20 protein-coding genes and 1 tRNA gene are annotated in these 23,542 nt (G+C 65.3%); 13 read left to right on the top strand and 8 right to left on the bottom strand.

The genetic code is table 11. The features are described 5' to 3' along the window. Positions 1-3 precede the first annotated feature (3 nt). Together ABZS43_RS12685 and ABZS43_RS12680 are read right to left on the bottom strand one after the other, a co-directional pair. A complete protein-coding gene (locus tag ABZS43_RS12685) occupies positions 4-1,299 on the bottom strand; it encodes a D-arabinono-1,4-lactone oxidase (RefSeq protein ID WP_355036004.1) in 1,296 nt (431 codons plus the stop codon). Positions 1,300-1,360: 61 nt separating this feature from the next. After that, complete coding sequence (locus tag ABZS43_RS12680) at positions 1,361-2,035, bottom strand: TetR/AcrR family transcriptional regulator (RefSeq protein ID WP_355036003.1); 675 nt, start codon at positions 2,033-2,035, stop codon at positions 1,361-1,363. Positions 2,036-2,149: 114 nt separating this feature from the next. Between ABZS43_RS12680 and ABZS43_RS12675 the strand changes: the two genes are divergently transcribed. From ABZS43_RS12675 to ABZS43_RS12650, 6 genes are all read left to right on the top strand, one after another. Next, positions 2,150-3,649 (top strand): MFS transporter, encoded by a 1,500-nt coding sequence (locus tag ABZS43_RS12675; protein WP_355036002.1) that lies wholly within the window; start codon positions 2,150-2,152, stop codon positions 3,647-3,649. A gap of 520 nt (positions 3,650-4,169) precedes the next feature. Continuing rightward, positions 4,170-4,562 (top strand): CrcB family protein, encoded by a 393-nt coding sequence (locus ABZS43_RS12670; protein WP_355036001.1) that lies wholly within the window; start codon positions 4,170-4,172, stop codon positions 4,560-4,562. Positions 4,563-4,609: 47 nt separating this feature from the next. Further along, complete coding sequence (pgm, locus tag ABZS43_RS12665; RefSeq protein WP_355036000.1) at positions 4,610-6,250, top strand: phosphoglucomutase (alpha-D-glucose-1,6-bisphosphate-dependent); 1,641 nt, start codon at positions 4,610-4,612, stop codon at positions 6,248-6,250. Beyond that, on the top strand, positions 6,243-7,547 hold the full coding sequence (locus tag ABZS43_RS12660; RefSeq protein ID WP_355035999.1) for an MFS transporter: 1,305 nt from the start codon (positions 6,243-6,245) through the stop codon (positions 7,545-7,547). Before pgm ends, ABZS43_RS12660 begins: the two co-directional genes overlap by 8 nt. Before the next feature lie 355 nt (positions 7,548-7,902). Next, positions 7,903-8,676: a hypothetical protein gene (locus ABZS43_RS12655; RefSeq protein ID WP_355035998.1), complete on the top strand. Its 774-nt coding sequence runs from the start codon at positions 7,903-7,905 to the stop codon at positions 8,674-8,676. Positions 8,677-8,904: 228 nt separating this feature from the next. Further along, positions 8,905-9,642 (top strand): thioredoxin domain-containing protein, encoded by a 738-nt coding sequence (locus ABZS43_RS12650; protein ID WP_355035997.1) that lies wholly within the window; start codon positions 8,905-8,907, stop codon positions 9,640-9,642. Between the two features lie 19 nt (positions 9,643-9,661). On the opposite strand, the gene ABZS43_RS12645 is transcribed toward ABZS43_RS12650, so the two are convergent. Then, positions 9,662-11,092, bottom strand: a complete 1,431-nt coding sequence (locus tag ABZS43_RS12645; protein ID WP_355035996.1) for a DUF222 domain-containing protein — start codon at positions 11,090-11,092, stop codon at positions 9,662-9,664. 146 nt (positions 11,093-11,238) lie between these two features. On the opposite strand from ABZS43_RS12645, the gene ABZS43_RS12640 reads away from it, so the two are divergent. From ABZS43_RS12640 to ABZS43_RS12625, 4 genes are all read left to right on the top strand, one after another. Next, positions 11,239-11,311 (top strand) — tRNA-Ala (locus ABZS43_RS12640). Between the two features lie 123 nt (positions 11,312-11,434). Further along, positions 11,435-12,685 (top strand): site-specific integrase, encoded by a 1,251-nt coding sequence (locus ABZS43_RS12635; RefSeq protein WP_355035995.1) that lies wholly within the window; start codon positions 11,435-11,437, stop codon positions 12,683-12,685. Between the two features lie 93 nt (positions 12,686-12,778). Then, a complete protein-coding gene (locus tag ABZS43_RS12630) occupies positions 12,779-13,738 on the top strand; it encodes a hypothetical protein (RefSeq protein ID WP_355035994.1) in 960 nt (319 codons plus the stop codon). Between the two features lie 359 nt (positions 13,739-14,097). Beyond that, positions 14,098-14,640 (top strand): hypothetical protein, encoded by a 543-nt coding sequence (locus ABZS43_RS12625; protein ID WP_355035993.1) that lies wholly within the window; start codon positions 14,098-14,100, stop codon positions 14,638-14,640. Here ABZS43_RS12625 and ABZS43_RS12620 read toward each other — a convergent pair. The 4 genes from ABZS43_RS12620 to ABZS43_RS12605 form a co-directional block, all read right to left on the bottom strand. Further along, positions 14,623-15,600 carry a phosphotransferase gene (locus tag ABZS43_RS12620; RefSeq protein WP_355035992.1) on the bottom strand — a complete coding sequence of 326 codons (978 nt, stop codon included), beginning with the start codon at positions 15,598-15,600 and terminating at the stop codon, positions 14,623-14,625. The genes ABZS43_RS12625 and ABZS43_RS12620 overlap by 18 nt on opposite strands. A gap of 557 nt (positions 15,601-16,157) precedes the next feature. Then, positions 16,158-16,748, bottom strand: a complete 591-nt coding sequence (locus ABZS43_RS12615; protein WP_355035991.1) for a hypothetical protein — start codon at positions 16,746-16,748, stop codon at positions 16,158-16,160. Beyond that, the gene (locus ABZS43_RS12610; protein ID WP_355035990.1) at positions 16,742-17,269 is read right to left on the bottom strand and encodes a caspase family protein; all 528 of its coding nucleotides are present in this window, start codon (positions 17,267-17,269) and stop codon (positions 16,742-16,744) included. The genes ABZS43_RS12615 and ABZS43_RS12610 overlap by 7 nt, the downstream gene beginning before the upstream one ends. A gap of 252 nt (positions 17,270-17,521) precedes the next feature. Beyond that, a complete protein-coding gene (locus ABZS43_RS12605) occupies positions 17,522-17,647 on the bottom strand; it encodes a hypothetical protein (RefSeq protein WP_355035989.1) in 126 nt (41 codons plus the stop codon). Positions 17,648-18,078: 431 nt separating this feature from the next. Between ABZS43_RS12605 and ABZS43_RS12600 the strand changes: the two genes are divergently transcribed. Beyond that, positions 18,079-18,804 carry an HAD family hydrolase gene (locus tag ABZS43_RS12600; RefSeq protein ID WP_355035988.1) on the top strand — a complete coding sequence of 242 codons (726 nt, stop codon included), beginning with the start codon at positions 18,079-18,081 and terminating at the stop codon, positions 18,802-18,804. On the opposite strand, the gene ABZS43_RS12595 is transcribed toward ABZS43_RS12600, so the two are convergent. Continuing rightward, positions 18,791-20,119 (bottom strand): helix-turn-helix transcriptional regulator, encoded by a 1,329-nt coding sequence (locus tag ABZS43_RS12595; protein WP_355035987.1) that lies wholly within the window; start codon positions 20,117-20,119, stop codon positions 18,791-18,793. The genes ABZS43_RS12600 and ABZS43_RS12595 overlap by 14 nt on opposite strands. 714 nt (positions 20,120-20,833) lie before the next feature. On the opposite strand from ABZS43_RS12595, the gene ABZS43_RS12590 reads away from it, so the two are divergent. Together ABZS43_RS12590 and ABZS43_RS12585 are read left to right on the top strand one after the other, a co-directional pair. Continuing rightward, positions 20,834-22,042: a cytochrome P450 gene (locus ABZS43_RS12590; protein WP_355035986.1), complete on the top strand. Its 1,209-nt coding sequence runs from the start codon at positions 20,834-20,836 to the stop codon at positions 22,040-22,042. A 62-nt stretch (positions 22,043-22,104) separates the two neighbouring features. Continuing rightward, positions 22,105-23,358, top strand: a complete 1,254-nt coding sequence (locus tag ABZS43_RS12585) for a cytochrome P450 (RefSeq protein WP_355035985.1) — start codon at positions 22,105-22,107, stop codon at positions 23,356-23,358. Positions 23,359-23,542: the final 184 nt, after the last annotated feature.

The following is a 23,542-nucleotide window of genomic DNA, read 5'->3' as shown; positions in this document are numbered from 1 at the left end:
CTGTCAGATCGGTCCGAGGACGCGGTCCAGATACCGATTGGCGAACAGGCCGTTCGGATCGAGGCGGCGGCGCACCGCGGCGAAACGGTCCCAGTCCGGGTAGCGGTCGCGCAGGGTCTCGGCGGTCTGGAAGTGACGTTTGCCCCAGTGCGGGCGGCCCTCGTACTTGTCGAAAACCGCTTCGCAGGCACGGAAATACGGTTCCCACTCCATGCCGCGGTACTGGTGCACCGCGATATAGCAGGTGTCGCGACCGCCCGCGGGTGAGAGGAACGCGTCGTCGGGCGCGACCCAGCGCACCTCGATCGGCATGGCGGTGTCGAATTTCTTCGCCAGTTCCTTGATTTCGCGGATGGCCGCCGCGGAATGCGCGCGCGGCACGGCGTATTCCATCTCGGTGAAGCGAAACAACCTGGGGGAGGCGAAGACCCGGTACGAGCGATCGACCTTCCTGCGGTAGCTCCCCGCGTACGCCGCGCCACGATGGATCAGGGGGATCAGGTTCGGCTGCCATTTCCCGAGGCGGCACAGCCCGTCGAAAGCGTAGTTGGACATCAGGATATCGGCGAACCAGTCCACCGCTTTGGCGCGCGGCTGCTCCGGCAGATCGACCGTATTGTTGCGCTTGGTCATGGCAAGGGGGCTGTGCGCGAACATGTAGAACTCGAAATGCTCATTGCCGTCGACGTAGGAATCGAGGTCGTCGAGAATATCCTCGACCGGGACCGGTCGTTCGATACCTTCGAGCACGAACGACGGGACCATGCGCAGTGTGAGCGCGGTGACGACCCCGAGCGCCCCGATGCCGACCCGTGCCGCACGCCAGCCGTCCGGATCGGATTCGGCGTTCAGTTCCACGCGACGGCCGTCGGCGAGGGTCAGTTCCATCGAGTGGATAGCGGCCGAGAGGTTCGGCAGGGCGGCGCCGGTGCCGTGCGTTCCGGTAGCGGTGGCGCCCGCGATGGTCTGCACATCGATATCGCCGAGATTGGGAAAGGCCAGGCCGGCGGTGTGCATGGCCGTGCTCGCCGCGTTCAGGGTGATGCCGCCCTCGACCCGCACCAGACCGTTCGCGCCGTCGATATCGATGATCCGATTCATCTGGGACAGATCCATCAGGACGCCGTCGGTGAGAACGGTATCGGTGAAGGAATGTCCCGCGCCCGCCACGCGGACCGTCCGTCCGGCGGTGACGGCGTTCGCCAGGCTTTCGGCGACCTCGTCGAGGTTGCGCGGCGTGGCGAGGATCGACGGTGCGCACCGCTGATCGCCCGCCCAGTTCACCCACGAGTTGGTCATGCGTCCAACTGTAGGGGATGGGTTGTGACCTGCGCTACCCGCGGTGATTTCGCGCGCTGCGTTATCGGCGGCGACCGGTGCATACGTAGGTCTTGGCCTGCTCGACCTCTTCGTCGGTGAGCGGGGCGACGCTGAGTTCCTGGCGCGGTACGGCGTCGGAGCGGACGCCGTTGAGAGCGATCGCCATGTAGCGCTTCCAGGTCGATGGATTCACCGGCTTCGAGAATTGGGCGACGGCGTCGACCATATTGATCAGGGCGAAGAAATCGGAGGATTCGACGCCGGGGGCGAGCGCGCCGGCGGCGGTGGCGCGATCGATGACGGCCGCGATCGTGGGCTTGATGCGATCGCGGACCGAGGTGAAGCGGTCGAGATCCTCTTCCAGTTCCAGCATCACCTCGCTGAAGCCGCGATTGGTGGCCAGGTGGGTGCAGGCGTATTCGAAGAGGTGGACCAGGCCGAGCCATGGATCCGGATGTCGGGACGCTTCCTCGGCGGCCACCGCGAACTGCGTCACATTCTGCTCGAAGACCTCGGCGATCAATTCCCGCTTGTTGGAGAAGCGGCGATATACCGTGCCCACGCCGACGCCCGCCCGTTCGGCGACGTCGTCGAGGGTGATCTCCAGGCCGTGATCGGCGAAGAGTTCGCGTGCGGCAGCGACGATACGTTGCTGATTGCGCGCGGCATCGGCACGCAGGCGCCTGGTAGGGACTGGGGCCGTGGCGTGATTCACACCCGTATGTTACCAACGGCGGGATTAAGTGGAGGCAATGCCTCCGTTCTTCTGTTAGCGTCTTCGATAAACGGAGATCTTTACTCCACTTAATTCCGGACAACAAGGGGACTTATGACTACCACGCTCGACCGTGGGGCCTCGGCCCCCGCGACGCCGGATTCCGGCAGGCGGGGCTCGCATGCCCTGCGCTGGTGGGTGCTCGCCGTGCTCGGGGTCGCGCAGTTGATGGTCGTGCTCGACGCGACCGTGGTGAATATCGCGCTCCCCGCAGCGCAGCGGGATCTCGGTTTCAGCGACGGCGATCGGCAGTGGGTCGTCACCGGATACGCACTGGCCTTCGGCAGCCTGCTGCTGCTCGGCGGACGTCTCAGCGACCTGTTCGGCAGGCGCAACACCTTCATCGTCGGTCTGGTCGGCTTCGCGGTCGCCTCCGCCGTCGGCGGCGCGGCGACCAGCTTCGAGATGTTGGTCGCGGCCCGCGTCGGACAGGGTGTGTTCGGCGCGCTGCTCGCCCCCGCCGCGCTGTCGCTGCTGACGGTGACCTTCACCGAACCCGGTGAACGCGCCAAGGCCTTCGGCATCTTCGGCGCGGTCGCAGGTACCGGCGGCGCGCTCGGTCTGCTGCTGGGCGGAATGCTCACCGAATGGGCGTCCTGGCGCTGGGTGATGTTCGTCAACCTGGTCTTCGCCGCCGTCGCGCTGGTCGGCGCGGTGCTGCTGCTGGCCAAGCATGTCGTCGCCGAGCGACCCGAACTCGATATCCCCGGCACCGTGGTGGTGACCGCCGCGCTCTTCGGCATCGTGTACGGCTTCTCGCACGCGGAGTCCACCAGCTGGACCAATTCGGTCACCCTGTCCTTCCTGATCGGCGGCGCCGTGCTGCTCGCGGTGTTCGTGTGGCTCGAGACCCGGGTCGCGCATCCGCTGCTTCCGCTGCGCATCGTGCTCGACCGCATGCGCGGCGGCTCCTACATGACCGTTTTCGTCATGGGTATCGGGATGTTCGCGATCTTCCTGTTCCTCACCTACTACATGCAGCTCAGCATGGGCTACTCTCCGATCATGACCGGTCTGGCGTTCCTGCCGATGGTGGCCGCGATGGTCGTGTCCTCGACCATGGCGCCGCCGCTGCTGCTGCCGAGGGTGGGCCCGAAGGTCATCGTGACCGCCGGATTCCTGATCGGTGCGGCGGGCATGGGCTGGCTGACCCGGATCGGGCTGGAGACGGGATACGCCACCCACGTGCTGCCCGCGCTGATCCTGATGGGTCTCGGACTCGGTGGCGCGATGGCCACCGCCTTCCAGGGCGCGACCGCCGGTGTGCAGCACGAGGACGCCGGTGTGGCCTCGGCCATGATCAACACCAGTCAGCAGGTCGGCGGCTCGATCGGCACCGCGTTGCTGAGCACGATCGCCGCCTCTGCCGCGGCGGACTATCTGTCCACCACACGGCCCGATCCGCTGGCCGTCGCGCAGGCCCAGGTCGAGAGCTATACGACCAGTTTCTGGTGGGCCACCGCGATCTTCGTTGTCGGCGCGGTACTCGCCGCGGTGATCATTCCGAACAAGGCGCCGGCACCCGCCGAGGGGGAGTTGGTGCTCGCACACTGAGTTAGGTTCCGTCCGAATGACTTCAGCGCCCGCGTCGACGACGACGCGGGCGCTGTCGTTTCGTCGGTCGGCGCGTTCGGGTGGATATCGGCGCGGCCTTCGCCGACGTACGCGAGCGTCCTATGATCGCGTATCGGAGAACGTCACCGCTCCTCGTTCGCGCCGCGTCCCGGGGCGGACCGGCTCACCGGCGGACCGATAGAGTTGCGGCGGTGACATTCGGGGCGGCGGGAGGTCAGCGTCCGGTCGGGCAGTCCCGGACGTCGGCGGTGGTGCGACCACTCCGCGGCCCCGGTGTCCTCGGCGGATTCACCACCTTTTTCGACCTACAGCCCGGAGATTCGTAGACTGCTCGAATCGGGCGCGCGACAGCCGAGGCACTCGGCTACCTCGGGGGAACGGTGGTGGCGCCGCTCGCGGCGGTGGCGCTCGGCATCGGGTGCGACGCGGTCGATGTTCGGAGACGGCGCGGCGGGACGGCGCGGAGAACGACGGTGAATGCCCACGGAAGGGGTCTGGCATGCGGGTCACGGGCACACACGGTGCACTCGTCGGTGCGGATCCGGCGGTGGGACAACGCAAAGCGGTGGGACAACGCAAAGCGGTGACCGATCGCGCCGTCACCGCGCGTTTTCGATCCCCGCTGCCGTGGCGGGCGTCGACCGTTAGCATTGTCGGTTCGGCGATACTCGGCGCGCTCCTCGGCGCCGGGGCGGCAGGTGCCTTGCCTGCCTTCGTCGAAATCGGCTTCTGCGGTGCGCTGACGACATTCAGCACACCCGGTTACGAGATCATCCGGTTGGTCACCGGCGGCGCCAACCACCTGGCGGTGGGCGCGGTCGTGATCAGCGTGGCGGCCGGCCCGGCCGCGGTGTACGCCGCTGTGTCCGCGACCAAGTGGTCACGGACATGATCCTGATGACGAGCCGGGCACAGCCGACACGGAAGGGAGACCCGAGCATGGCCCATGATCGAGCCGGGCGTCCCGCGCGGCCCACCGATTTGGAAGACATCGCGCATTTGGTGACGGCGTATTACAGCCGCATCCCGGATCCCACCGATCCCGCGCAACTGGTGTCCTTCGGAACTTCGGGCCATCGCGGATCAAGCCTGGACACCGCCTTCAACGAGGCGCATATCCTGGCCATCACCCAGGCGATCGTGGAATACCGCGCCAGCCGCGGCATCACCGGTCCGGTGTACCTGGCGCGCGACACCCACGCGCTCTCGGAACCCGCGTGGACGACCGCTCTGGAAGTGCTCGCGGCCAACAACATCACCGCGGTGATCGATGCGAGGGGCCGCTACACGCCTACCCCCGCCCTGAGTCACGCTGTGCTGCGCCACAATCGCGGCGGTGCGAAACATCAGGCCGACGGGATCGTGGTCACTCCGTCGCACAATCCGCCGCGTGACGGCGGTTTCAAATACAACCCGCCGCACGGTGGCCCGGCCGACGCCAAGGCCACCGACGCGATCGCCGCGCGCGCCAACGAGTTGCTGCGCGACGGGTTGTCCGAGGTGAAGCGCACCACCGTGCGCAACGCCATGGAAACCAGCGTCGAGCGTTACGACTATCTCGACAACTACATCGGCGACCTGCCCAATGTGCTGAATCTGGACGCGATCCGGGGTGCGGGAATCCGGCTGGGCGCCGACCCGATGGGCGGGGCCAGCGTCGACTACTGGGAGGAGATCGGGCAGCGCTACGACCTCGAACTCGAGGTGGTCAATCCGTTCGTCGACCCGACCTGGCGGTTCATGACGCTCGACGGTGACGGCAAGATCCGGATGGATCCGTCCTCGCGCTATGCGATGGCGGCGCTGGTCGCGATCAAGGACGACTACGACATCTCCACCGGCAACGACGCCGACGCCGACCGGCACGGCATCGTCACCCCGGACGGCGGATTGATGAATCCGAACCACTTCCTCGCCGTGGCGATCGAATACCTGGTCGCGAACCGAATGGGCTGGGACGCGCTGACCAAGATCGGCAAGACGGTCGTCACCTCGTCCATGATCGACCGGGTGGTGAGCGTGCTCGGCCGTGACGTGCACGAGGTGCCGGTCGGCTTCAAATATTTCGTGCCCGGCCTGTTCAGCGGCAGCCTCGCTTTCGGCGGGGAGGAAAGCGCGGGCGCGTCCTTCCTGCGACACGACGGCACCGTGTGGACCACCGACAAGGACGGCATCCTGCTCGCGCTGCTCGCCGCCGAGGTCGCCGCCGTCACCGGGCAGAGTCCGTCGGCCCGGTATGTCGAACTCGAACGCCGCTACGGTAGTCCCGCGTACGCGCGTATCGATGCCACCGCGACGGTGGAACAGAAAGAGTTGCTCGCGAAGTTGACTCCGGACATGATCACCACGACGGAGATCGCGGGCGAACCCATCACCGCGATCCTCACCAGAGCCAGGGGTAACGGCGCACCGATCGGCGGATTGAAGGTCACCACCGAGAACGCCTGGTTCGCGGCCCGCCCGTCCGGCACCGAGGACAAGTACAAGATCTACGCCGAATCGTTCCACGGCCCCGAACATCTGCTCCGGGTGCAGGAGGCCGCAGAGGAAGTGGTCGGGCAGGCACTGGCGGGTGGGTAAACGCTCAACCCCGGCGAGCGGCGCTCGCGCGCTGCCGACCGAGATCTGGGTGCTCATCGGCGCGGCCTTCGTCATCGCGGTCGGATTCGGGCTCGTCGCACCGGTTCTGCCGCAATTCGCCAGAAGTTTCGGGGTGGGCGTCGCGGCGGCGTCGGCCATCGTCAGCGCGTTCGCGGCGATGCGTCTGCTGTTCGCCCCCGTGAGCGGCAGGCTGGTGCAGCGACTGGGAGAGCGCCGGGTCTATCTCAGCGGCGTGCTCATCGTCGCCGCGTCCACCGGAGCCAGTGCGCTGGCCCAGAGCTACTGGCAGTTGCTGGTGCTGCGTTCGGTCGGCGGAATCGGGTCGACGATGTTCACCGTCTCCTCGCTGGCGCTGGTGATCCGGATCTCACCGCCCGAGCAGCGCGGCCGGGTGTCGGGGCTGTGGTCGACGAGTTTCCTCGTCGGTTCCATCAGCGGGCCGCTGGTGGGTGGTGTGACGGCCGGACTCGGTCTGCGCGCACCGTTTCTCATCTACGCGGTCGCCTTGCTCATCGCCTGCGCCGTCGTCTACCTGAGTCTGCGGAATTCGAGTCTGGCGGTGCCGGAGGCCGCCGGTGAACTGCGGTTGATGAGTTTCCGTGCCGCGCTGTCCCTCCCGGAATACCGCGCGGTGCTCTGGTCCAATTTCGTCAACGGGGCGGCCGTCTTCGGTGTCAGGATGGCGCTGGTGCCGCTACTCGTGGTCGAGGTCCTGAAACAGCCGCCCGGTATGGCAGGCGTCGCGTTGACGGCGTTCGCGGCGGGCAATGTGGCGGTGCTGTTCTGGTCGGGCGGACTGTCGGACCGCTGGGGACGCAAACCGTTCCTCGTCGCGGGCGCCCTGATCTGCGCGATCGGTACCGCTGGTCTCGGCTACTCGCCGAATCTCCTATGGTTGCTGGGGACTTCCGTGGTCGCCGGGGTGGGCTCGGGAATGCTCACCCCGGCCCAGCAGGCCGCGCTGGCCGACATCATCGGTCCGAAGGCGCGCGGCGGGCCGGTGCTCGCCGGTTTCCAGATGTCGGCGGATCTCGGAACCGTCATCGGTCCCATCGCGATCGGCGCACTGGCGCAGCAGACCTCCTACGGCGTCGCGCTCGTCGTCACCGGTGCGCTGCTCGCCGTCGCCGCGATGTGGTGGTCACTGGTGCCGGAGACCCTGCGGCCGAAGACTCCGGTACTCGATGTCGTTCAGGTGACGCACCTGGGCAAGAGCTCCGATACCCCCGCGACCGTGGATTCCGGCGGGGACGTCGTCACACGACGTTGCGGGTGAGTATCTGGATCGTGTGCGTGTCGTTACCATCCGCGTACCGGACCGTCCGGAATGTTTACCATTCTGTAGCGATCTCGTGGCAAACCACCCTAGAATCGGTGCTGTTCGGAATCTGCTGTCCCGTAGGTTAATTCGTTTCGTGCGATCAGTATCCTTCGGCGTCGCCCTGTAACTAATGCGATGCCGATAGATCATCCGGTCTGTAGCCCGAGCCGGCGTTCCGAAACCGCGTCACCGGGAGTGCCGCCCACGTCCGATCACCATTGCGACGCGGCGGACTCCCCTGCCCCGCAATCGAACTCCGCCAACGCCGACGGCGGAATTCGGCTGCATCCCGACAGGAAGGTGTAGGCCGATGATCGAGACGATGTCCGCGGCCGATGTGGCGCCGATGCTGTACGCGCACGCGGACGGGCTGATCGACCAGCTGGGCGTCCTCGCCTGTGCGACGGGATCGCCGGACTGGCAGTCCGATGGTCACACCGGGCATCCGCGGTCGAACCTGCCTGTGAACAAGGGCGCGGCGCTCGTCGAGCCGACACGGGAGCCGACGGGATTCGGCGCTACCGCGGCGAGTCCGCGGCTGGATTCTGTCAGGGACGCCCTGCTGGCCTGGGGACAGGAAGTCGGATTCCACCAGCCGGTTCCCGAATTGGGCGGTGTGGCGCTGTGGACTCCGGACGATCTGCGCCAGTTCGATTTCGCGCAATGCTCGGCGGCTACGAACCCCGACGCCACCACCGAGGAACTCGAGATCTCGGCCGCCTGGCTGGCCTGGGGCACTTACCTCGACGACTACTATCGGCAGGTCTTCGACCGTCGCCGTGACGTGGCGGGCGCGACCGCGCAGAGCGCACGGCTCCCGGAATTCATGCCGCTCGACGATCAGGCCACCCCGCCGCCGGTCAACGCGATGGAACGCGGACTCGCGGATCTGTGGCGACGGACCACGAACGAGCTCGACGCGACGCAACGGCTCGAATTGCGCACCTCGGTCATGAGTTTGATCGAGGGCTGCGAATGGGACGTTGCCGACGACGCGGCCGACCTTCGTGCAACGGGGTCCGAGTGCTGCGCAGCGTCTTCGAATGCGACCGGAACGAGGCCCTCGGCGCGGTCAACGATCTGATGACGGCGAGGATGCGGCGTTCGACCATAGCCGCCATCGCGGACCGGCATCAGAAACCCGTCGCGACGGGGAGGTCGAGCTCGAAGCCCGATCCCACCCTGCCGACGATTCCGCGCCCTTCCGGATCCCGGCGATGTGCCGCGGGCCGGGTTCGGGCAGAGTAGTCGGGGTGAGTGAGCGTAGCGAGCGACCAGTCGGCACCATGCCAGGGATCCGTGAGGTGCGGTCGTGAGCGAAGCACCGCAGAAGTACACGCCGCGACCGATGTCGAACACCACCACCTATGCCCTCGGTGGTGTCGCGATCGTCACGATCGCGCTGGTCGTCCTGCTGGTGATGCGCTGGAGCAATGACGAGGCCGACGTGCGCAACGACGGGTACGGCGTGGTGCACAACCCCGCCGTCGTCTCGGTGCTCGCCCCGGACGGCACGGTGCTGCTCGGCCGGGTCGACGCGGCGAAGACAATCGATGTCTACGAGGATCCGCTGTGCCCGGCCTGCGGGTTGGTCGAGCGCGTCTACGGCCAGGAGATCGCCCAGAAGATCGATGGGGGCGAACTCGCCGTCCGCTACCGATTCGTGAATTTCCTCGACCCGCGTTCGGGTAGCAAGAACTATTCGACGCGCGCCGTCGCGGCGAACGAGTGCGTGGCCGAAGCCGGTTCGGGCCCGGTGTACGCGAAATTCCACGAGCTGCTGTTCGTCACCGACCAGCCCGAAGAGAACAAGGACGACCTGACCAACCAGCAGTTGGCCGACCTCGCCCGCGAGGCGGGCGCCGGCGAAGAAGTCGTGCGGTGCGTCGGTTCCGGGGCGAAGGTCGACGCCGCCACGGCGAACGCCAAGGCCACCCTCGACCAACTCAACGGTCTGCTCGACGGAAAAGCCGCAACCCCCGCCGTCTTCGACGGCCCCACCCGTCTCGATGTGAACAACGAGAACTGGGTCGTCGACGTGACCGGCTGAGCCCGCCTCGTGTCAGGCTTCAGCGCTCGTCGGGAATCTCGTCTTCGGGTGCGAGCCGGGTGAGTTGCCGGTGCACCGGGAGGTGTCCAGCGAGCGGGAAGGTGAGCTCTTCGGCGGTCGGACGATCGCGGGGGAGCAGTCCTGGCTCGGGGGCGGATTCGCAGCGATCCGAACCGGTTCGAGCGGCGAGCGGGGCATCGATATCGCTGTGCGGAAACAGATATCGAGCGCCCTCGCGCACCGTGGTGTGCACGTCACCGGTGGGGGTGATCCACCGCAGCCGATCGAGTCCGGCCCGCGCGACACGCCAGCCCGATTTCCCCTTGTCGGCCAACGCTTTCAGCCGGAGGTGCCTCGCACACAGGACGATGGGTTCGGTGCGCACGGATCCGCCGCCGGTTGGTCGTCGACCCTCGGAAATCCGCTCGTGATCCAGCTCGGATTCGGCTGCGGGCATGACACATCCGGGAAACCGGCACATGCCGTCGAGGGCCCGCACTCGCCGCGCCGTCGAGTGCCGCCGCCTCGCCTCCGCGACCGGGCCGCCTGATTCGTCCTGCTCCGAAATCACCTGGAAGCGAGCGTGTTCGGCCAGAGTCCGTGCCAACGCCGCGTCGATGGGCCCATATCCCGCCAGGAACGCCGGAGCCTCACTCATACCGAGCAGCGAATCGGCCGGGATTCCGATCTGGATCAACGGCCGCCGCGGTGTTTCGGCCGCCGCGCCGGAACTCGCGCATCGCTGCCCCCGGCCACACCGGCACCGCAGCCGACCCGACCCGTCCGCCAACGCCACCAACGCATCCGCGCGCCGCTGCGGCATGGTCCGCGGATCTTGCGTGCACACCTGCAGACTCATCTCCCGCAGCCGCATCGCCACCGTCTGCGCTCCCGGCGCGGGCAGTTGTCCGTCGAATACCGCCATACTGTCCTGCGTCGCCCGAATCCGCACGTCACGCTGATCCTGCCGAAGTTCCCTACGGCGTTGCGCCCCAGAGGGATCCAATCGTGCCGCCCACCGCCGCGCCGTCTGCCGCAGCCGCGCCGGTTCGGTCCGTTCGGCGGCCTCGATCAACCGCGTCTCCACCGCACCGGCCACCTCCCGCGTCAGCCCACGGGTGCAGTCCACGATCACCCGAACCTTCGCCAGATCGATCCGCCCCTGCTCGAAGGCCAGCCGCGTCCGTGGCAGCGACTCCTCCAATGCCAGACCGATATCGATCAGCACGCCCATCGTCGCCTCGTCCGAGTGCAGCGCGACCGCCGCCTCGCTCGCCGCGTACTCCCCGGCCCGCACCCCACCCGGCCCCGGCTCCGCACTCTCGGCCCGATGCCGCCTGTACAACTCCCGCACGGCGAAAACCTCCGCCGCCTGCGCCCGCGCCGCAGCCCCGTGCGCGGACCGAAGGGCGTCGATCAGCCCCTCAGCACTCATGGCCCCGAAGTCCATGGAAGAGCCTCGATTTGCCTCGAACATATGTTCGATACTACTGCGTGGTACCTGCTCCCACCACTCGCATAACTAGGCGATTTGGTTGCTGACACGCCAGTGGTGTAACTTTCTTCAAGCGCGAGGGAAACTGAGCGCGGTAACCAGGGGCTATGGCGCAGCTGGTAGCGCACCACACTGGCAGTGTGGGGGTCAGGGGTTCGAGTCCCCTTAGCTCCACTTTAGTATGTGCAGGTCAGAGGCTATTTGGTAGCCTGGATCTCGATCGCGGTCACCACCGCCGTCACCACCCGCTTCTCAGGGCAGCTCGTGTCGCCATCTTCGACACGACAGGAGTGGCCCATGCCCACACCTCGCCCGCGAACCCGCAAGGACGGCACCGTCAGCTGGCAGGTCCCGTTCCACTACTACGACACCGCGAATAAACGCCGGATGTCGGCCGAAAGCTTCGACGACTACACCGAGGCCCAATGGTGGGCCGACCTCATCGACAAGATCGGGCTCGACGCCGCACGCGACGTCCTCGCCGGTAAACGTGACGCGGGTACCGGCGCGGTCCTGCTGTTCGACTGGCTGACCCGCTACACCAACCGGCTCACCGGCGTCCAGGAGGACGGGCGCGACAAATACCACCGCTACATCGCCAACGACATCGTCCCGTTCTTCGGCGAGCACGCCACCGTCGAATCCGTCACCCAGGACACCGACGCCGCTTGGATCGTCTACCTCGAACAGGACAAGGGCAACGCCCCCAAGACCATCAAGAACAAACACGGATTCCTCTCCGCCGCCATGCGCGCCGCGGTCGAACAACGCCCGACACCGCTGCTCGCGTTCAACCCCTGCGCCGGCGTCCGGCTGCCCCGCCACGACCAAACCGAGATCGAGATCTTCGACAACGACGAATGGGAACTGTTCGAACAGCTCCTCGCCCCACGCTGGCGCGTCCAGGCCGAATTCGGACTCGTCTCCATGGCACGCCCCGGCGAGATCGGCGCTCTCCAGGTCCGTGACGTCAACCCCGTCACCGGCGCGGTCCGCATCAACAAGGCGTGGAAGGACGGCGGCAGCAAACTCAAACTCGGCAAACCCAAATCCGCCCGAGGCATCCGCACCGTCAACATCCCCCTCGAGACCATCGCACGCCTGGACCTGTCACGCCCGGGTGACGAGTTGCTGTTCCACAAATACACCGGTACCCCCATCACCGCCGGCTACTTCCACCGCAAAGGCTGGCAACCCGCCCTGCGCCGCCTCGAAGCCCTAGCCCGACGCGAATTCACCGGCCCGGGAGCCAAAGTCCTCTGGCACGGCACCGACCCGCGAGCACTGCTCGAACGCTACGGCCCCGCGGTCGCCACCCTGCGCATGAAACACCTCACCCCCTACGTTCTGCGCCACACCGGCATCTCCTGGAAACTCCAGGACGGCGTCCCCCTGTTCGTTGTCTCCCGCGATGCCGGCCATGAATCGGTCAACACCACCGACCGCCGATATGGCCACAACGACCGCACCGCCAGCCAATCCGCCGCCCAGATCATCGCCGCCCGCCTGCCCCGCGTCCGCGCCGACATGCTCGCCCTCGCCGCCTGACCGACGTCACCACACACCCACCGACCCCGACATCTATTCCATTTCATTCCGCACCGCCGAGAAATGAAATGGAATGGAAGGAAGGCAATTCCGATGCCGGACACCGTGACGTCGACCCCCACTGAATCCCGGAACCACTGCCGGTTCCCCGGCTGCCACGCCGCGCTACCCACCCGCACACCCGGCCGACGTGGCGCACCTCGCCGCTACTGCGACAACCCTGCTCACACCGCACAAACGGCCCTGCGCGCCCTGCGCGACGCCGCCGCCACGAACGCCATGCACTACCCGTCGCCCCGACCGCTCACCGACGAAACCCCCACCCTCGCCGCGCTCCTGGACCGCTACAACCAACTACGAGACGAACTCGGCACCGTCACACGCGAGACCGACACCCTGTTCGCCCATCTCACCGACCCGGCCGTCATCGACCGCGAGATCGCCGAGACACATCGCCAGGCCGGGCACCGGATCGCCGAGGCTGAATATGCCTTGGCCCAGGCCGAACAGGCACGGGCGACGATGACCGAACGGCTTGCCCGCGTGGTTGACAGCGAAAGTCGCGCTCGTGCCATCGCGCGCGAAGCCCGCACCGCATCCAGAGACGCGACCCTGCGGGCCGACGCCGCCGAACGAGACGCTGCCACCCGGATCGTCGCTGCCGAGCGCGAATGCGACCGTGCCGAGCAGAACGCGGCGCGGGTGATGACCGAGGCGCGCGCGGAGGCAGAGGCCGCACTCTTGGCCCAGGCGCGGGCCGAAGGCGAACGCGATGTCGTCGTGGCCGCGAACCGCGCCCTGATCGCCGAGATCACCGATCTGCGCGAACTTCTCGGTACCGAACGCGCCGATCATCGGAGCCGGATCGAACACCGCGACATCGAGTACGGTCGTGCGATCACCGCAGCTCACGTCCTAGCCATCCGCACGGCCCGCGAACACCGCGACCAGATCACCGATCTCGTCGAGCGATGCATCCCCGACCCTGATACCGGGATGCGAGCGGCACCACATCAGCTGGCCGCCGAGGGGGACAGCGAGATGTCGTCGTAGAGTGCGGACGCCGTCGACCCTGTGGAGGCGCACTACTCCATGTACCGGGGTCGATGGATAGTCCCGCCGTGGCGCTGCTGACGGACCGCAGGCGTTTGGCTGCGCATATCCGCGATGCATGCGAACCTCGAAGCCTCAAGCTTGCCTCGTGTCCTGGATGCTCAAAACACGGGCCGATCTGTCGCACTACCGGTTGACGCAACCGTCGGGATGTCTCGCCCGCCTAGTCAGTCGCCATGTCAGAAGGTTACAGTTGAGTCTGTCGGGCGTGGGACGGGAGTCGGCTATGAGTGTTGGGAGTCTTTGTGGCCGTAGATCTTTCGTGCCCGCCCTGGTGCGAATCGCATCGGGTGTGGGATATGAATAATTCCAGCGCGGGCCTCGTTCATTATGGACCGGAACTGGCACTGGATATCGCCGAGGTGGTAGTCATCGGTGTAGTCCGTCGTATCTCGATTCGAGTGACTGCTCGGGATCATGGCGAAACACGCAAGTGCTTCATCGAGTTGATTGATCCCCATGGAGTCGGCGTGGCCTTGACCGCCGATGAAGCTCGGCGGATAGCGCAGATGCTTATCGACGCCGCAGACCTGCGACTGAGGTCCGCCGATGGGGAGTGTCCCCCGTGGTGTGTGACGCACAACAACCCCGATCCGGACGATCCTGACGACGAACGCGAGCACCGCGGCCTTTTCCAGGCAATGGTGGTCGCCGGTATTCACGATCCCAGCGTCGCGATTGGGGTGCAGGTGCGCGCATTCGATGAGAAATATGAACGCCAGGTCTGTCTGGAGCTCTTGGTGCAATCGGTGTCTACCGAGTTATTGGCGGCGGAAGCATGCAAGATCTCGGCACACCTCCTCGACTGCGTGGATCTAGTCGAATTAGTGGAAATTGCATAGACAACGTGCGCTGCGCCCGGCGGCGCCGCTTGGTAGGTGGCGGCCTGCCACGGGCCATTTCATCGGACAGTTCTCGTCGGCGAAGTGGCTGATCGGCCGTTCGCGTCGATCTGACTGATCGGCGCCGCCCCGGTTCGGTTGCGCCCGCCACCCAGTGGGCGGAGGTGGTGTCCTTAATGCTGCCTGGAGTTCGCCGACAGGAACCATATCCGATGCTCCCGCACCTTCAGCTGATCCCGCCGGGGTATGGCTGCCCAGCCAGGTAGGCGTCCATTGTGGCGAGGATTCCGGCGATCCGGCTGTGCCCCACGCGGCGACCGATGCGTTGGACAGGGCTCCGCTGACGAAGTTCAGCACGAAGCAGTCGCGCAGGACCAGGTACGGCTCGAGCAGGTCGTTGAGATCAGCGGGTAGCGCGAATATTCCGGCGTAGCCGTCGAGGAAGTCGTGGGCGAATTTCTCGTAAGCACCCGGGATGGTGTGGGCGATCCGGTGGATCGAGGGGAGCACGGTCGCGATGTCGAGGATCGGGCTTCGCTGACCGCAGTCGCCGAAGTCGATGATCCCGACGCCGCCGGTCGGCAGGGCGATCATGTTCTCACGGTGCAGATCACAGTGAATCAGGGGATCTTTTCCGGCGAGCGCGTGGGTGAAACGGTCGGCGACGGCACGCAGCGTCCGGCGACCGTGGTCTTGCAGGTGCACAGTCGCGGCGCGATCGGTCAGGGCCGCTCCCTCGAGCAGGATTGTTTCGTGATCCCATGTCGGCCGATCGAAGTCGGGGATCTCGACCGTGGCGGCGTTACGGTGCAGGTGTGCGGTGGCCGCACCCATCTGATGGGCGAGGCCCGGCTGCTGGTAGGGCGGTTCGGCTGTGCCGGGTACCCAGTGCAGCACTGCCAGAGTGGCCGACTGGTCGTGCCCCGGGAACCGTTTTGCCGAGTTCCCGGCAACCTCCACCTCCGACGGGCACCACGGACTTGATCATCTCGTCGATGACCGTGCACCTACCGTTACGGTGGATTCTTGTCGGCGAGGACGCCCGATCACATCCACGGCGGTGCCAGGTCGGGGAGCGAACTGACCAACATCGGTGACGGTGCCGCTCACGGAATCCTGATTCAGGGCTGCGGTGTGCGGTGTAGGGCATTTGCTCCGGATCCCGCCGACAGTCGAGGGTGTCGGTTGCACCGAAAGGTGCCGCGCCTGGTTCCCGCCGAGGTTGGTTTGATGATCTGGACCGACGGGATCACGACGTGGCTCGGTGGCTCATTGGAGGTCCAGTGCACACCGTCCCCTACCCGACACCGTCGGCGGATGCGTGAGGTTCTGGACTTGGCCGATGAGAGGACCTGGATGGCGCTGGATCGACGGCCTGTGGACCGGCAGGCATTGGGTGTGGATTCCGAACTCTCGCAATGAAGCCCGGATGTCTGCCTGATCGTCGGGCTAGGGAGCGTCGCTTCTTCCGGTGACTGCTATCGGAAAGCCAGATCTGTCTGACCGGCAGGACATTATCATCGCTCGACCAACCGCGGCCGTTGGTCGTGCGATCTTGTCCATCTGTTTCCGGAGGTGTCGGTGAACGTGAGGTCCGCGCGGACCGTCGCGGCGTTGGGCGCGTAGTAGACGACCGTCTCTTCCGCCCCGGCAGGGAACGGGTCCGGGTAGCAGTCCGCCAGCCGTGCTATTTGCTGGCTTGTGATCGGGCTGACGATATTCATGATCAAGTCTTCCATCGTGGCGGCGGTGATTTCGGCGAACGGAGTGCCGCTGTGTGGGTTGGATGAATTGACCTTGCCCCGAACCTCGGCGCGGTTGCGGTCGCTCAGGGTCTTCCACAGCATTCGATGACCTTTGGCTGTCACGCACTCGTCCTCGATGCGACTGCCTGTGGCGTCAACGGGATAGACATCTGCTTCGAGCTGAGCGATCGGTGTGGCGCTGCCGTTGTGGACTGTGACGTCCCAGAAGCCGGGCAACCCCAAAGTCGGGTTCACACTAGGCGCGACTCTTCTGGCTTCATCGAACTCATAGGTGCGCTCGAACCGCTCCACCTCGATGCCAGCAGCCGAGCGGCTCTGGTGAGGATGCCCGAAGATCACCAAGTCCCGGCCTCATCGACACTTCGCCGGCGAGGCGCGGGGCGGCCGAGGGCCGACAAGTGGCCTTGCACTGCGCCATACAGCTCATCGAGGGTCAGCCCCGGTGTCAGTCGGGCGAGGGACAGGAGGGCCCCGGTGAACGCCGTGTGTATCTCTCCTAGCGGCGCGAAGGACGGCTCGTTCGCTGCGGAGGAGGTGAGCGTGAATGTCCCATTAGTCCGGAACTGGTTGGCCTGCAACGTATCGGCGTCGCTCATGGACTCGAACGCGCGACCGGAGAAGCAGCAGTCCAAGATCAGAACCCGTATCTTGGCCGGACTGTCCAGGAGATCCTCACGCAACGTTTCGAAGGGTAGAGCCTTCCAGGCTGCTCGCGTCTGGCTGCTGCCCGGAAGACCGAGATACAGGCGTCCTCGACTATCGACGAGGCCATGACCGCTGTAGTACACCAACAGAACATCCTCGGCCTCGCGGGCAGCCCGTACGAGAACGTCGCCGATCTCGGCGAGCTGCGGATTCTCCACGAGTGTGCAGTGCTGGGGAGCGAAAGTTCCCAGGTCGGGTTCAGTGAGCAACTGCTAGAACACTGCCCCCGTGCCTTCGACATCCGCTCATCCTTGCTCACCGACAAAGAGAATCGGAACAGGACCCCTCGCGCCACGTCAGCAGCAGCTGAAACCCAGCGCTGCTGCTGTTGTTGTTGATCCTGCTCGGTCTGCCACTGTTGGCCACGGCCGCCGCCTACACCACGGTATGGACCAGCGACTGGTGGACTATCACTCGGTGCCCTTGACGTCGTACAGCCATTCGACCGCCCCAGGACGCCGGATCGGATACAGCGGCACCTGACCGAAGCCGGGGACGAACCCCGCACCTCGGTCAGGTGTCGCACCGGTACCCACCGAGTGAGCGCCGCCTCGCACGCAAGCATGAGCCGACCGGCCTCGCTTCGCGCGGCTCGCGATGACCAGGATCGACAACGGGGGACGACACACCATGGATACCGACACCCCGCCAAGGCGGGTGCGGATCGAGGCAGGCAGCGCACGGCTGTCCGGACTGATCGTGAGCACCCTCTCCGGTAGGGTCGCGATCCTGTCCGCTTCCCTGTGGTCGGCGGCCTTGGTCGCTGTCGGGCCGTCAGTAAATTTGCCGGGTTCCCGGCAATCTCCACCTCCGACGGGGCACTGCGAGCTCAATCATCTAGTCGACGGCCGTGTACCTACCGTCACGGCAGAATTTGCCGTCGAGGACGCCTGATCACCCTCCCGGTGCTCCGGTTCGTCGGGGTGCGCACTGCGGTAAACGGTGGTGTCTGGAAGAATCCGTAGGCATGGTTGCGACATACAAGGGACTCGTTATTTGGGATGTTGATGGCACTTTGATTCCTGCGGACTTGCGTTGGCTGCGCAGGGCCGTCGCACGGACATACGGTCTTGAGGAGTCTGAAGTGATTTTCCCTCCCGCGCGCGTCCACGGCTATACCGACGAGTCCATAGTTATTGATACTGCAATCGCGTCTGGAATTTCCGCTGCATTGGCAGAAAGCGGACTAGAAAGATTCAGTGTCGAGTTGGTAGATGTCATGTCCCGCGGAGAGGACGAACTTGCACGGGACCAGCCTGCATATCCTGGCGCGGCCGACACTATCACCGCCCTGGCAGAAAGTGGGTTCGTACAGACCGCGCTGACTGGAAATTTGCGCGTCGCTGCGGAATTCAAACTCAGGGTAGCAGGCCTGGATTCGTACCTCGATCTGAATATCGGCGGCTTTGGCTCAGATGCTCGAGACAGATTTGAACTGCCTGCCGTCGTGTCCGGTCGATTCTCCGAAAAATATGGAGAAGCAGTTGACCCCACGCGAACGATCATCATCGGTGATGCACCCAACGATATCGCAACCGCACGACACGCTGGATTTAGAGTCATTGCTGTCACTCACAGAGTAACGCGCGCCGAATTGTCGCAACACTCGCCTGATTCGATTATTGATTGGTTAGACCCCGATACGACGGTACAGGCCATCGAGTCGATAATCGGCACCATCAGCAGGAATTGAGACTACCGATCTTTTCCCTCATCGCCAGTACCGGCCGTTCATTCTGCCAGGGCGACATCCTCTCGATGGCTCGGTGCGCGCGCTCGATTCCGCGATGATTCCCCATCGCCGCCAGGGCATCGTATGCGTCTTCAAGAATCCTGCAACCCTCTTCTAGCTCACCGGATAGCGTGTATGCGCTGGCGAGGTCAACACGCGCAGCAAGTTCGACATTGGGGCTGTCGCCCATTTTGGTGTTCAAAGCTGAGCTGAGAGCAGCGATCGCCCTCTTAGGCTCGTTGAGCAGGAGCTGACTCGTGCCCACATACACCTGAATTCGTGTCGTGTTCCAGTCGCTGAATAATCCTGTGCGGTCACCCTCGGAGATATATTCAGCGGCTCGCTGGGCGCGCATGAGTGCTTCTTCGCATTCCTCCCGCAGCTCGAGTACTGCGTATGCCTGTGCTTGCTCCGCGCCGATCCGGGCTCGTGCGGCGGGTGGTAGACAATCGGCGAACTCAGCGGCTTCCTTGAGAATCCGCAGTCCGATCACCACATCGCCATCCGAGCTGATCAATGTTGCAGCGTCGGATCGTAGATTGCTTTCAAATATTCGCGCAATTCCACTCATTGCCCTGTCTTGCAGCTGGTCTGCAAGCTTGCGGGCGAACGCGCAATGGGTCAGAGCCATCGACCTGTCGCCTACGGCGCTCCAAACGCGGCTTGCGACAACAGAAGTCTCCCCTAGGAGAGCTCCGACCTGCTGTTTGACACGCTCATTTGTGGCAGCACGGAACAGTGTGGCAACAGCGTCCCGATGAGCTTCTATCGGCCCTATCAGTGCGTCGGGCGCAATACTCTGCCGCTGACCGGCGAGGAGATTCGTGACTGCGGTGAAGCTGTCGATTGTCGCCTCCGACACCGAGCGCGACCGGAGAAATGACGTGGCCAACTCAGCATCAAACGCCCGATCGAGATCCAGTTCGGCAGCCACCACGGCCGTCGACTGAATCGCAGCGGCCGGGCCGCGTTCGGACGCCGCCACCAACTCGGTCGATATTCGCCGAGATCGGTGACGTCTGTCGGGCGCTTCGGCGCGCATCGAGACCAGTTCACCGTTCGCGCCGACTGCGGTGTCTATCGCCGCAACCAATTCCGCCGAAGGAAGGCTGGCATCCTCCCATTCACACATGGACACATACTGGCGTGTGTAGCCGATCTGGGCGGCCAACTTGCGCTGGCTGAGGCCCGCCTCGAGGCGCCGCCGCTTGATTTCACGCGCCAAACGGTTCGCGATGGCCGCCGGTTGCCGGTCCGGTTCGGTCAGACCTGTCACCGATGCCCTCCACGTTTGGATCGATTTGTGTACCCCACGGGTATGGCAAACCCCGTTCCCGGGAGTTGCCACCTTTCTGATCAGTGTAGGCAGCCAGTTTCCTGAGAGCTGAGCAATAGGACGAGCCGACAGTACCGAGCGGAGATCGAACGATGGCAACCACGGCCCGAGGTGGCAAATCCTCGGCTGACGCGCCACCGACACGTGGAGGTCGGACGAGCCGGGCAACGCCGCGACTCCGTGCAGTACGCCGGGAACCACCGGCCAGCCCAACGCCCAATGCTCCAAGCCTCCCGGCAGCGGATCGACTTCGATGTCCTCGCCGCCGGGAGAAATCAAATGCCTCACGCCTCGAAATAAGCTCCGCCGGAACAATATACAAGTTTCCGTATATCCGAATCCGGATCATCGATATCCCAACACCGCAGGCATTCGGCGGCTCCTACCGTCGCTGCAAGCATCCGGTTCGGGAGAATGTCGGTCCCATCCCGGCGCACTGATCTGCAAAGAGTGTTGAACAGCCGCGATTTCTCGGTTCCGGTGCCCACCAGACGCATTGCGTTGAGACGCCGACTGGATCGCAAACAGTCGTAGAGAAGGACACGCTCCATGGCCACTACGGTCCCTCCATCGCCCACGCACCGTGTCACTTTGTCGGCCTCGGTGGGAGGCACGGTCAGACAGCAATCCGTACCGAGCGGCTTGGATGGTCCGGTGTTCGCGCTGCATTCGCTGGCGTTTGCGCGCGATCCGCATCGCTTCTACGCCGAAATGCGCCGCTACCATCCCGATTTCGCTCGGGTCGAGCTGGCACCGGGCGTCATGGCGACGTTGGTGATCGGGTGGGGGCGTGGGGTGCAGATCCTGCACGACTCGGATCGCTTTCGGGCCGATCCGAGTAGGTGGCAGGCCACGATGGATCCGCGGTGCCCGGTCCTGCCGATGATGGGAGACAGGGACAACGCGTTGCGTAGCGACGGGTACGACCATCTCCGATACCGCAAGGCCACCAACGCCGCGCTGAAAGCGGTGAATCTGCACGGATTGCACAAAACCGTCGCCGGACACGGCAGCGCTCTCATCGACGCGGTCGCCGCCAACGGCGAGATGGACCTGGTCGCGGATTACGCGGGCCCGCTGGCGTTTCGAACGATCAACGAGATCATGGGCTGCCCGCCGGATATCGGTGCCGAGCTTGCCGCGGGCTTCGCGATGATGTTCGAGGCCGTGCCTGATCCTCAGCGGGTCGATGCGATCCTCGATGCGGCGCTGGGGGCGTTGATCGACCTCAAACGTGCCGAGCCGGGTGATGACGTCACGACCAGGCTGATTCGGCACGCGGGCGATATGAGCGAGCGGGAAATACGTGAGCAGGTCTTGACCATGTGCGCGGCGGGTATCGAGCCCTTCCAACACTGGATTGTCAACACCGGCTGGTTGGTCATGACCGATCCGCGTTTCGGTGGAGAGGTCGTGAGTGGGGCGTGCACGACGAAACATGCCTTGGACGAGGTCTTGTTCCGGGATTCCCCGTTGGCCAACCTGTGTGTCCGCTATCCCCGTCATCCGGTCCACTACCTCGACGGTGTGATCCTGCCCGCGGACCAGCCGGTGCTCATCGGCATGGCGGCCTGCAACACCGACCCCCGCGTCACCCGTGACCCCGATGCCACCGGCTACATCGACTACTCCCGCAACGTCTCGCATCTGAGTTTTTCGGCGGGAGCCCATGACTGCCCGGCCCGCGACATCGCCTATCAATGCGCCACCGACGCTGTCGGCGAGTTGTTCGATCACCTGCCCGATCTCCGACTCGCCTGCCACCGCGAGGAATTGGTGTGGCGGCCGGGGCCTTTCCATCGCGCGCTCACGGCCCTACCGGTGGCCTTCGATCCGCTCACCGCGCGGCACGCCCACCGCTGACCGTTCACCCGACCTGTTCTACCGCGCATTTTCTGATCGCCTTCTGCATTTGGAGTCCTGGTATGACCGCTCTCAAATCCGTCCTCGACCCGTACGTACTCGATGCCACCGGTACCGACATTCGTGGTGAAGCCGCTCTGTTGCGTGAGCGTGGGCCGCTGGTCCCGGTCGTGTTGCCCGGCGGGATCCGGGCCTGGGCGATCACCACCTCGGACCTGCTCAAATCCTTGTTCGCCGACGAGCGGGTGTCCAAGGACAGCTACCGGCACTGGCCCGCGTTCCTCGCGGGCGAGGTCCCGCCGGACTGGCCACTGATCACGTGGGTGTCGGTGCGCAACATGTTCACCGCCCACGGCGAGGACCACACCCGGCTACGCAAACTCGTCGGACCCGCGTTCACCGCCCGACGAGTCACCGCGCTGCAACCACAGATCGACCGCATCGTCGGCGACCTGCTCGACGAACTCGCCGAACACCCGCCGGGATCGGTGGTCGATCTGCGAGAGGAATACGCCGCCCAGGTGCCGTTGCGGGTGATCACCGAACTGATGGGAGTACCCGACCGTCTCCAACCACGCCTGCGGGTATGCGTGGAGGAGATCTTCTCCACACTCCCACAACGCGATCCGGCCCTCACCCTCACCGAGATGCTGGAGTTGCTCACCACCCTCGTGGCGCTGCGCCGCGCGCAACCCGGCGAGGACATGACCAGCCTGCTCATCAACCACCGCGACGAAGGAGACCGGCTCAGCGAAGAAGAACTCGTCCACACCCTGCTGCTGGTCATCACCGCCGGATTCGAGACCACGGTCAACCTGCTCGACCAAGCCATCTACGAAGTCTCCACCCGCCCCGAACTCGGGGCAGCGCTCCGGGCGGGCACCGTCGAATGGCCGCGTCTGGTCGAGGAGACCCTGCGCTACGCGCCGCCGGTGGCGAATCTGCCGCTGCGCTACGCGATCACCGACATCGACGTCGACGTCGCGGGCCAGCGGATCGAAGCGGGCGATCCGATCATCGCCGCGATCGCCGCCGCCAACCGTCGTCGGCCCGGCACCGACGTCGACGAATTCGACCCCAGCAGGCCGAACCTCGAACACCTGAGCTTCGGTTACGGCCCGCACTACTGCCTCGGCGCCGGCCTGGCCCGCCTCGAGGCCGCGGCCGCGCTGCCCGCCCTGTTCACCAGATTCCCCCACCTCACACTCGCCACCGAACCCGAGGCGCTGGAATCGCTGGACAGCTTCATCAGCGTCGGCCACCAACAGCTACCGGTCCACCTGACCCGCATCTCCACACCTGTAGAGGCGGGATAGTGCCGCTGCGGTCGCAGGCCGCCGCTCGGGCTGCCGACCGGGGCGCTTCCTACGACGAGTCCGCACCCGCGGGACTGGTCGTCCTCGATACCGATATCGTTCTCTACCCGCTTTCCTGTTGTGGTTCGACGAGCCGATTTCAGGAGAGTGGTGTGTTTTGAGTACAGGGTGTTGGACGGTCCAT

The organism is Nocardia sp. NPDC005366 (genome assembly GCF_040606855.1).
GTDB lineage: Bacteria > Actinomycetota > Actinomycetes > Mycobacteriales > Mycobacteriaceae > Nocardia.
Note: the sequence above shows the minus strand (reverse complement) of the source record. Positions and strands in the feature narration are given on the sequence as shown.